Raw genomic sequence first — 10,157 nt, 5'->3', positions numbered from 1 at the left:
GGCCTGGTGCTGGGTAGCGGAGGCGCCAGGGGCTACGCGCATATCGGTGTTATCGAAGCGCTGGAGTTGCGAGGCTATGAGATTGTTGCGCTTTCGGGCTGTTCCATGGGGGCTCTGGTGGCCGGCGTTTACGCTGCTGGTCAGCTGAAAGGCTATCGCGATTGGGTGACCCGGCTGGACTATCTCGACCTGTTGAAACTGGTAGACATGACCTGGAATCCGATGGGGGCCATGCGCGCCGTCAAAGTCATGAGCAAGCTTGAAGAGCTGATGGGCGATGTCAGAATCGAGGACCTGTCGATTCCGCTCACTACCGTTGCCACTGACCTGGTTCGCCAGCGCGAAGTCTGGTTCCAGAACGGACCGCTGCTTGACGCCATTCGCGCCTCCATCGCGGTGCCCGGTGTCATTACCCCGAGCCAGCGCGGCGATCAGATGCTGGTCGATGGCGGCCTGCTCAACCCCTTGCCCATCATTCCATCAGTGGCAAGTGGTGCGGATCTGGTGATTGCCGTTAACGCCACGGCACATACGCCGGCGCCGGTATCCCTGGAGTCGCTGCTTCCGGCAAGCGATCTGGCTTGGGAGAAGGAGCGGGAAAGTACGCAGGACGGCGCTTTAAAGCAGGCAGGCTCGGATCGCTGGCTGAGTGACATGCGCGACATGACATCGCGCCTGTTTGGCAGCACAAATGTCGACGATGCTGTGCAGCCGTCGTCCCACAGCACCGACTGGGGGCGGCTGGATGTGGTGATGGCTGCGTTTGACACCACCCAGGCGGCGTTGGCCAAGTACAAGGTGGCAGGCTATCCGCCTGATCTGCTGATTGAGGTGCCAAAAACCGTGTGCGGCGCCTACGAATTTCATCGCGCCGAGGCATTGATTGCGCTTGGCAAGCACCTGGCAGACCAGGCGCTGGATCGCTATGAATATGCTGAAAAAGCCAAGCCGGTGACGCCCTGAATCACCACGCACTTGCTTTCGAGTGGATACGCTAGTGATCCCTCGAATGCTTGCGCTTGAGCAGCACATAGACCGCACCGGTGCCGCCATCAGCATCGATTGCTGAACAGAAGGCCAGCACGCTGGGCCACTCGCGTAGCCAGGCATTCACATGACTCTTGATGACCGGGTAGTCAGCGCTACTGCCCCAGGTCTTGCCGTGCACGACGATAACGCAGCGCGCTCTGGCCGCACGTGCATCATCAAGAAACGATTCCAGTTCGGCCCTGGCCTGATCGAGGTTGTAGTTATGCAGATCGAGCCCGGCCTCCCAGGCAATCTGGCCGCGTTTCAGCTGGTTGCGTGTGCGATAGGGCAGATCGGGTACGGCAAACTCCAGCGTCTCCGAGGGTCGAACGGGTTCGACACGGCCATCGGAAGTGCGCCCCGGGTGACTGCCCGGGTCATGGGTAGCAGCGGCCTCACGACGCAGCCGCGAGCCTTGATCCCGGCTTCTGGGCTTACCCGGATCGGCCCGGTTACTTTCCATACGGCGTACACCCGCCTCGCTCAAGGCCTTGCGAAAGGCGCTAATATCGTCCGGGTCGAGGTGATCCGAATTGAAGCGAGAGGGGGGCTGGCTCATCGTAAACACTCAGGGGTTGAAGGCGGCTGGAAAGCGTAGGCTGCAGCCTGCCAGTATACCGGGCCAGACGTGGCTGTGAACCGCTGGTGAAGGTACAATCAAGGCTAACCGAATGTCATGCCCATACCATTGCTTAGACAGTTAAATAGGATGCCCCGTGGCCGAGCCCGCCCGATTCCCAGCGACTTCCACGCTGGCTCTTGATGATACTCAGCTTGTCGGAGAGCTGATCTCCTTGCGTGACTACCTGCGCTGGGCCGCCAGTGAGTTTCATCTGGCCGGACTGCACTACAGTCACGGTACCGACTCGGCGTGGGATGAGGCCGTGGCGCTGACGCTGGGTGCTCTGCATCTGCCCTGGAATGTTGACCCTGAAGTGCTGGATGCGCGCCTGCTGCCCATGGAACGCCAGCGTATTGTTGCGATTGCCCGTGAGCGCATTGCCACTCGCCGCCCGCTGCCGTATCTGCTGGGTGAGGCTTTTTTTGCTGGCGTGCCCTTTACAGTAGATGAGCGGGTGCTGATTCCGCGCTCTCCGATTGCCGAACTGGTCGAGGACGGCTTTGCTACCTGGTTCCCCGAGGAGCCGCCTGCTCGGGTGCTGGACTTGTGCTCGGGTTCCGGGTGTATCGGCATCGCCACAGCCCTTCATCTGCCGGGCTGTGAAGTTGACCTGATTGATGTCTGTCCTGACGCCTCAGAGGTTTCGCGCATCAATATTACTCGTCACAGCCTCGGTGAGCGCGTGCGCGCATTGGTATCAGATCTGTTTGCTGGCGTGGAAGGGCAGCGTTATGAACTGATTGTCTCCAACCCGCCCTATGTCGATGCTCGGGATCTGGCTACCATGCCCGAAGAGTTTCGCCATGAGCCAAGTCTGGCGCTGGGCGCCGGTGCTGATGGCCTCGACATTGTGCGACAAATCCTGCGCCAGGTGCGTGATCATCTGACCGATGACGGGGTGCTGATTGTTGAAGTCGGTAACTCTGACCGCCATCTGGAGGCAGCTTTTCCCGATGTTCCCTTCATGTGGCTGGAGTTTGAGCGCGGCGGCCAGGGCGTGTTTGTGCTGACCGCTGCTGAGCTTGACGCTCATGCTGCGTCTTTTGTCTGATTTAGCTACTCCAATTTTCGAGGAACACCCATGTCCGGCAATACTTTTGGGAAGCTGTTTACTGTTACCACCTTTGGTGAAAGCCATGGCCCGGCCCTGGGCGCCATCGTCGATGGTTGCCCACCGGGGGTTGCCATCAGCGAAGAGATAATTCAACACGAGCTGGACCGCCGCCGTCCGGGCACTTCACGCCATACCACCCAGCGGCGCGAACCGGACCGGGTGCGGGTTCTTTCCGGTATTTTTGAGGGTGAAACCACCGGCACCTCCATCGGCCTGATGATTGAGAATACCGATCAGCGCTCCAAGGATTACTCGGCAATCAAGGACCAGTTTCGTCCTGCCCACGCCGATTACAGTTATCACCATAAGTATGGACGGCGCGACTATCGTGGTGGTGGGCGCTCCAGTGCCCGTGAAACTGCCATGCGCGTCGCCGCGGGTGCCATTGCCAAGCAGTACTTGGCCAGCCAGGGCATTCAAGTACGCGGTTACATGAGTCAGCTGGGGCCAATCACACTTGAATTGTGCGACTGGGACGCGGTAAACAATAACCCGTTTTTCTGCCCCGATCCCGAGCGTCTGCCAGAGCTTGAGGCCTATATGGACCAGCTGCGCCGCGATCAGGACTCGGTCGGCGCCCGGATTACCGTCATCGCAGAAGGCGTGCCGCCAGGCCTGGGTGAGCCAGTATTTGATCGGCTGGACGCCGAGTTGGCCCATGGGCTGATGAGCATCAATGCGGTCAAGGGTGTCGAGATCGGTGATGGTTTTGACGCCGTGACCCAGCGCGGTAGCGAACACCGCGATGAAATGACGCCGGACGGTTTTCTATCGAACCATGCGGGCGGCGTGCTGGGTGGCATTTCCAGCGGTCAGCCGCTGATTGCCCATCTGGCGCTGAAGCCGACGTCAAGCATCACGATTCCCGGGCGCTCCATTGATATGCATGGTCAACCCGTTGAGGTTATCACCAAAGGCCGTCATGACCCCTGCGTCGGCATTCGCGCCACGCCCATTGCCGAAGCCATGATGGCCCTGACGCTCATGGACCACCTGCTGCGCCAGCGCGCTCAGAATGGTGACGTCAGCGTTGACACGCCACGCCTGCGCTGAATGTTGCTTGGTGCACTTGTCGCCGGAGTGAGTGCTACACTCGGATGATCAGCCACCGACGGGTGCGTCATGCAGAATCTGCTTGGCAATCTTCGTCCTGTTGAATCAATTGAGTGGGCCTACCAATGAAAATAAATGTTGAGTTTGACCTGACCCCGGATGAATTCCGTCGTTCTTTGGGGCTGCCTGATGTGGAAGCATTCCAGAAGGACCTGTTGGATCGTATTCACAAGCAGATGGAATCAGGGGTTGAAGGCTACGACCCCATGAGTCTGATGCAGCCGTTCCTGCAGCAACCGGGCCTAGGGCAGGGGCTCTCCCAGGGTCTGTCCCAGGGGCTTGCCAACTTTGGTACCTACCAGCAAATGATGCTCGACATGCTCAGCAATGCTGCCAGCTCATCGCGTAGCAGCTCGAATGCTGATACGGAAGAGAAAGATGATAAAGCCAGTTCAGGCAAGAGCAGTGTCACGGGTCGTGCTAGCGAGAAATCAACCAGGAGCAGCAAGGCCAGCAGTGCTTCATCCAGGGCGCGCAGCTCAGGTGAAAAGAGCTCTCGTGATACCGGGAAAAGCTGATCTGTCGCGGCCTGGGCCGTTTGAGACAGGCACCACTCAGGGCGCCAGTTTCTTGCAAAATACCGCAGGTAAGGCTAGTCTTTGTGCAGTGCAGCAATTCAGTTGGCTGCGGTGAACTTACTCATATAAAGGGTTCGACCATGCAAAATAAGATGATTGACAGCTTTAACGATCAGACGCGCCAGCTTTTTGAACCGATGCGCAAACTCAACTCCCTGATGTTGAACAACATGCAGCGCATGACCGAGTATCAGATGGAGACAATGCGGCGCTACAGCCAGATGGGTACCGAGCGCATGCGCGACGCCACAACCCAGCTCAGTGGCAAGCAAGGTATGGACGAGCAGGGTTTCAAGGAGCTGAGTGCCCGTCAGGCAGAAATGATGAATGAGCTGTCCCAGCAGCTGATGGATGATGCCAAGGCATTTTCTGAGATGAACCTGCAGTTCAAAGCGGAACTTGAAGCAATGTTTGCCGAACAGACTAAAATGTTCGAGCAGCTGGCCAGTGCCACCAGCAATGTCGCCAGCAAAAGTGCTACTGCTGATGCCGCCAGCAAAGAGGCCGAAAAAGATAAGCCGGCGGCCAAGTCCAGCAGTAAGTCTTCCCGCGCAAGCAAGAAGAGCAGTTAACAACAACTAGCGGGTCGCTTACCGTCTGGCTATGGTGGGGCGATGATCATTCCGCCAGCGTTCACTTGAACCGTTCAAGTGGCAGGCTGTGCTATCTGGCGTTGGTATCTCGGGTCCGGCGCCTCAGGAGGGAGCAATGCAGCAAAAGATTGAAGTGCCTACCCAGGCTGAAGTGGAGGAGTGGAATGCTCAACTCCAACAGGTTGGCGAGGAATATCGTGCGCTGATAAGTGAGGCTCTTGAGCAGCTGATGCCGCCGGGACTTGGCGACGCAATCAATGAAGACATGCGCGAAAAGCTCAAGCTTGGCGCCCAATCGCTGATGTCAGATCCCTCCCGGCTGTGGCAGGTCCAATCGCAGTTGATCCAAGATCAGGTCAAGCTTTGGCAACACGGTATGCGTGTGTTGGCAGGCGAAACCGTGGAGCCGCTGATCACGCCCCAGCGTGGGGATCGTCGTTTCAAGGATGACGCCTGGACCCAGGACCCTGCTTACTCTTCGTTGATGCAGCAGTATCTGCTGTTTTCGCAGACGGTCGATGGGTTGGTTGAAGGAATGGATGACATCGCACCGGATCAGCAGCGCAATCTTACGTTCTATTTGCGCCAGCTGGTCAGTGCCATGTCGCCGACCAACTTCCTTGCCACTAACCCTGAGGCGATGCGTCAGCTGGTAGAGACTCGCGGCCAGAGCCTGGTGAGCGGGCTGGCGCAGCTGCGTCGCGATCTGGGCAACTCGGCTGCGGGTGGCCTGAACGTATCGATGACCGACCGCAGCGCCTTCGAGGTTGGCCGCAATGTGGCAGCCACTCCGGGCTCGGTGGTTTTTGAGAATGAGCTGATTCAACTGATCCAGTACACACCGACCACCGAAAAAGTGTTCAAGACCCCGCTGCTGATGGTGCCGCCCTGGATCAACAAGTACTACATCCTCGACTTGCGTGAAGACAACTCGATGGTCAAGTGGCTGGTAGACCAGGGCCATACGGTATTCCTCATCTCCTGGCGCAATCCGGGGCCTGAGCAAGGCGACCTGACCTGGGCTGACTATATGCAGATGGGACCAATCAGTGCCATAGAAGCCATTGAGCAGGCCACTGGCGAGAAGTCGGTCAACCTCATGAGCTACTGCGTGGGTGGAACCCTGACCGCTTCGACTGTTGCCTACCTCACCAGTACACGTCGTGGGCGCAAGGTGAAGTCGGTGACCTATATGACTACGCTGCAGGACTTCCGCGACCCCGGTGAAATCGGTGTGCTGCTGTCTCCGCCGGTGCTCGACTGGCTTGATGAGGAAATGGGTAAAACCGGCTACCTGGACGGGCGGGCCATGGCTTACTCGTTCAACCTGTTGCGCGAAAATGATCTGTTCTGGTCGTTCTACATCAACAACTATCTGAAAGGTGAGATGCCGGGGCCTTTCGATCTGCTTTACTGGAACACCGACAGCACCAACCTGGCGGGAAGGGTGCACGCCTGGTATCTGCGCCATATGTATGTGGGTAATCGCCTGGTGGAACCAGATGGTGTTGAGCTCGACGGGGTCAAGATTGATCTGCGTAAGATATCCACGCCGAGCTACTTCATATCCACCAAGGAAGACCATATCGCTAAGTGGAACAGCACCTACTACGGCGCGCTGCTGCCCAAGGGGCCGGTGACCTTCGTGTTGGGCGGTTCGGGCCATATTGCTGGCATCGTCAACCCCCCGCACAAGAATAAGTACGGCTACTGGACCAATGACCAACTGCCGGAAAACCATGAGCAGTGGCTGGAAGGTGCAGAAGCTCACGAAGGCAGCTGGTGGCCACATTGGCAGAACTGGATGACCAGCAATGGCTATGCCGATGCAGGCCCCGAAAAAGTGGTTGAGGCGCGCCAGCCAGGCGATGGTGAGCTGGGCGTGCTCGAAGCCGCACCGGGACGCTATGTGAAAATGACGATTCCAGAGGTGATTGGTGAGGTGAGTAGCGAAAGCAAGGGTTGAGGAGAGCAGCTGTCTTCAAGCCGCGATGGGCGCCGCCAGGCGCCCAGAGCTTATCGCTATAGGCAAAGTCTGCCGCCGCTACGCGGCGGTTTCACGATGTAAGCATCGTCCCTACGAAAACCGGTGCTTATATCCCCCTCCCGCGTTAGAGAGCATGGGGACTGCGGCGCAGACGCAGTCCGGGCAACACCATTAATGCCGCAATCAGCCACACCGGCCAGCTGCCTGTGCGCGAAAACGGTGTCAGCCCTTGCATGGGCTGGAACTCACCAATCAGGGTGGCCATTTCAAACTGAGGAAGGCGCTGTGTTACCTTGCCCTGGGCGTCAATGATAGCCGTTACTCCATTGCTGGTGGCGCGTACCACGTAGCGACCATTTTCCAGGGCACGCAAGCGTGCCATCTGCAGGTGCTGTAGCGGGCCAATGGAGCCACCAAACCAGCTATCATTGGACAGCGTTAGGATGACATCGCTGTGACGGGCCTGTTTGGCGACAAGATCGGCATAGATGATCTCGTAGCAGATCGCATTGCCGATACGTGTGCCGCCAGCACTCATAACTGGCTGGTGACTCTGGCCGGGTGTCACGACAGGCAGCGGCAGGTCAAAAAAGGCAATGGCGCCACGCAGCAGGCTTTCCAGTGGCAAATATTCTCCGAAAGGCACCAGGTGGCGCTTGTCGTAGCTGCCCTGGGCAGTCCCCATGCTGACCACGCTGTTATAGATCTGTCCCTGTTCATCGCGCCTGAGGATGCCTGAAATCAAGCCGGTCTGCTCAGGTAGTAGCTGGGCCGCACGCTCAAATACAGGTTGGGCCTGATCCTGCAGCATTGGCAGAGCCGCTTCAGGCCAGATCACCAGATCGACCGACTCATTCAGACTGGCTGTCAGCGTCAGGTAGGTTGCGGCGGCGGTGCGCTGGCCCTCGGCGGTCCACTTTATTGCCTGATCAAGATTGCCCTGCAGCAGGGCGACGCGTACTGGCTCGCCGCTGGAGCGGGTCCAGGGGTTGGTTGCCAGCAGGGAAAGTGCCAGCGGCAGCAGCCAGAGTATTGCGAGGGGCAGTGCAGCCGAGAAATGACGGCGCAGCAGAGCGACACTCAGCGCGCCGCTTAGTGCCGTGATCATCGACAGCAAGTACACACCGCCAATCGGTGCCCAGGCGGCCAGGGGCCCATCCAACTGGCCACTGCCCAACAACAGCCAGGGAAAGCCGGTAAATAGCCAGGTGCGCAGTGCTTCGCCCAGTGTCCAGGCACCGGCAAAGGTCAGTACGGATAGTCGGTCGCTGGTGAAGCGTCGATAAAGCCACAGTGGCACGGCAATGAACAGTGCCATGGCAGCAACAAAGAGCATGGTCAGCGCCAGTGCCAGCGGCATGCTGGTGTAGCCGTAGTCGTGGATTGAGACGTAGACCCAAGATGCACCAGAACCGAACAGGCCTAGGCCATAGCACCAGCCTTTGAGGCCGGCCTGGCGGGGTGTCATTCGATGCAGGCCGACATACACCAGGCCGGCAGCCAGCGGTGCCAGCCACCACAGGTGGAAAGGCGCAGCAGACAGCGTGGTCAGCAACCCGGCCACCAGGGCGGCCAGATAGCCCGCCAGTGGACGATGAAGAAAAGCAGTCATTGGCTTCTCGATAGGACTAGGGGGTCACACCGCTGTCGTGGCGCTCGGCTTCGATCAGCCGTATGCGGCGATTATCTGCGTTAAGCACGGTAAAGCGCCAGCTATCAATGTCGGTGTGTTCACCGCGGCCGGGCAGATGGCCAAAGCTTTGCATCATCAGGCCGCCGACGGTATCGAACTCTTCATCAGAAAAGTCCGTATTGAAGCGTTCGTTGAAATCGTCGATGGGCGTTAGCGCTCGAATGGCGTAGCGGCCTTCACCAAGCGCGCGGATATCGTCGTCGTCGTCAGCATCATGCTCGTCTTCGATATCGCCGACGATTTCCTCGAGGATGTCTTCAATGGTGACGATACCGGCGGTGCCGCCGTACTCATCCACCACCACAGCCATATGGTTGTGCGTGTCGCGAAATTCTTTTAACAGGCTGTTGAGTCGCTTCGATTCCGGGACAAACATGGCCGGGCGCAGGACGTCCTGCAGCTTGAAGGGAGCCGCACTGTTGCTGCTGCTTTGTAGCAAAGGGAGCAGATCCTTGGCTAGCAGGATGCCCTTGATCTCATCAAGGTTCTCGCCGATCACTGGATAGCGGGAATGACCGGCTTCGAGTATGACAGATAGGTACTCGTCCAGTGGCTGATCGAGCGTGATGGCGGTGACCTGGGAGCGGGGTACCAGGACTTCGCGTACTTGTTGGTCGCTGATGTTGAAGGCGCCTTCCATGATAGTGATCGCATCCTGTTCCAGCTTCAGGCGGCTGCCGGCTTGGCGCAGGAACTCCAGTAATTCGGCCCGTGAACTGGGTTCATCACTGTCACCGGAAAGCGCACTGAACAACTTGTCGAACCAGCTCTTGTTGCCCTGGCTACTCGATCGGTCTTCGCTCATGGGTTAGTTCTCTTATCCTCGGTATCGGAGTCTGACGGCTCTACAGCTACTGTCTGATAAGGGGAGGCAATGCCCAGCTCAGCAAGAATAGCGCATTCCAGAGCTTCCATGACCTCGGCCTCGTCATCTTCCAGGTGATCGTAGCCCATCAGGTGCAGGGTGCCATGAATAACCATATGGGCGTAATGGTCCTGCAGCGCCTTGGCCTGCTCACGGGCCTCGCGCTGGACCACTGGTGCGCAGATGATCAGATCACCCAACAGCGGTAGCGCTACCTCGGGCGGGCTCTCGAACGGGAAGGACAGCACGTTGGTAGGCGATGGCTTGCCGCGATAGGTATGATTTAGGCGGTAGCTCTCGTCATCATCCACGAAGCGCACGGTGAGTTCGTTACGCTGTTCTTCGGGGTGGTGGCTGAGCACCGCGACCACCCAGCGCTCCAGTGCCTCGGCGCTTGGTAAATTGTTAGCGCTGCTGGCCTGCTGGCGGTCAATGTGCACGGCACTCACCGGACGGTATCCTCGTCGCGCTCCCGGCGGAAGCGTCGAGCCTCGCGCTCCTGCTGGCGTGCCTCTTTCGGGGCACGTTCATGCACTTCTTGCTCGGCCTCGAAGACGTCATAG

At 58.5% G+C, this 10,157-nt stretch carries 10 protein-coding genes; 6 read left to right on the top strand and 4 right to left on the bottom strand.

Annotated elements, in window-relative coordinates; genetic code table 11:
* Positions 1-3 precede the first annotated feature (3 nt).
* Positions 4-963 carry a patatin-like phospholipase family protein gene (locus tag ACTH3D_RS11170; protein ID WP_441667188.1) on the top strand — a complete coding sequence of 320 codons (960 nt, stop codon included), beginning with the start codon at positions 4-6 and terminating at the stop codon, positions 961-963.
* A 31-nt stretch (positions 964-994) separates the two neighbouring features.
* On the opposite strand, the gene ACTH3D_RS11165 is transcribed toward ACTH3D_RS11170, so the two are convergent.
* A complete protein-coding gene (locus ACTH3D_RS11165) occupies positions 995-1,588 on the bottom strand; it encodes a Smr/MutS family protein (protein ID WP_441667187.1) in 594 nt (197 codons plus the stop codon).
* A gap of 157 nt (positions 1,589-1,745) precedes the next feature.
* Here ACTH3D_RS11165 and prmB point away from each other — a divergent pair, with 157 nt between their 5' ends.
* The 5 genes from prmB to phaC all read left to right on the top strand — a co-directional run bounded on the left by prmB (position 1,746) and on the right by phaC (position 7,015).
* Positions 1,746-2,702: a 50S ribosomal protein L3 N(5)-glutamine methyltransferase gene (gene prmB, locus ACTH3D_RS11160; protein ID WP_441667186.1), complete on the top strand. Its 957-nt coding sequence runs from the start codon at positions 1,746-1,748 to the stop codon at positions 2,700-2,702.
* Positions 2,703-2,732: 30 nt separating this feature from the next.
* Entirely contained in the window at positions 2,733-3,818 is a 1,086-nt protein-coding gene (aroC, locus tag ACTH3D_RS11155) for a chorismate synthase (protein ID WP_441667185.1), read from the top strand.
* A 125-nt stretch (positions 3,819-3,943) separates the two neighbouring features.
* Positions 3,944-4,396, top strand: a complete 453-nt coding sequence (locus ACTH3D_RS11150) for a hypothetical protein (protein ID WP_441667183.1) — start codon at positions 3,944-3,946, stop codon at positions 4,394-4,396.
* Positions 4,397-4,536: 140 nt separating this feature from the next.
* Complete coding sequence (locus tag ACTH3D_RS11145) at positions 4,537-5,028, top strand: phasin family protein (RefSeq protein ID WP_441667182.1); 492 nt, start codon at positions 4,537-4,539, stop codon at positions 5,026-5,028.
* A gap of 136 nt (positions 5,029-5,164) precedes the next feature.
* Positions 5,165-7,015, top strand: coding sequence for a class I poly(R)-hydroxyalkanoic acid synthase (gene phaC / locus ACTH3D_RS11140; RefSeq protein ID WP_441667181.1), 1,851 nt, complete (start codon positions 5,165-5,167; stop codon positions 7,013-7,015).
* Between the two features lie 145 nt (positions 7,016-7,160).
* Here phaC and lnt read toward each other — a convergent pair whose 3' ends face one another.
* Genes lnt through ybeY form a run of 3 tightly spaced genes read right to left on the bottom strand, consistent with a single transcriptional unit; the run spans position 7,161 to position 10,043 of the window.
* The gene (gene lnt, locus ACTH3D_RS11135; RefSeq protein WP_441667180.1) at positions 7,161-8,648 is read right to left on the bottom strand and encodes an apolipoprotein N-acyltransferase; all 1,488 of its coding nucleotides are present in this window, start codon (positions 8,646-8,648) and stop codon (positions 7,161-7,163) included.
* A 16-nt stretch (positions 8,649-8,664) separates the two neighbouring features.
* On the bottom strand, positions 8,665-9,534 hold the full coding sequence (locus ACTH3D_RS11130) for an HlyC/CorC family transporter (RefSeq protein ID WP_441667179.1): 870 nt from the start codon (positions 9,532-9,534) through the stop codon (positions 8,665-8,667).
* Positions 9,531-10,043 (bottom strand): rRNA maturation RNase YbeY, encoded by a 513-nt coding sequence (gene ybeY, locus ACTH3D_RS11125; protein ID WP_441667178.1) that lies wholly within the window; start codon positions 10,041-10,043, stop codon positions 9,531-9,533. The genes ACTH3D_RS11130 and ybeY overlap by 4 nt, the downstream gene beginning before the upstream one ends.
* Between the last annotated feature and the right edge of the window lie 114 nt (positions 10,044-10,157).

Origin of the sequence: Halomonas sp. (genome assembly GCF_052095765.1) — a bacterium.
Lineage (GTDB): Bacteria > Pseudomonadota > Gammaproteobacteria > Pseudomonadales > Halomonadaceae > Halomonas.
The sequence above is the reverse complement of the archived record's forward strand: the minus strand, read 5'-3'. Positions and strand labels throughout refer to the sequence as shown.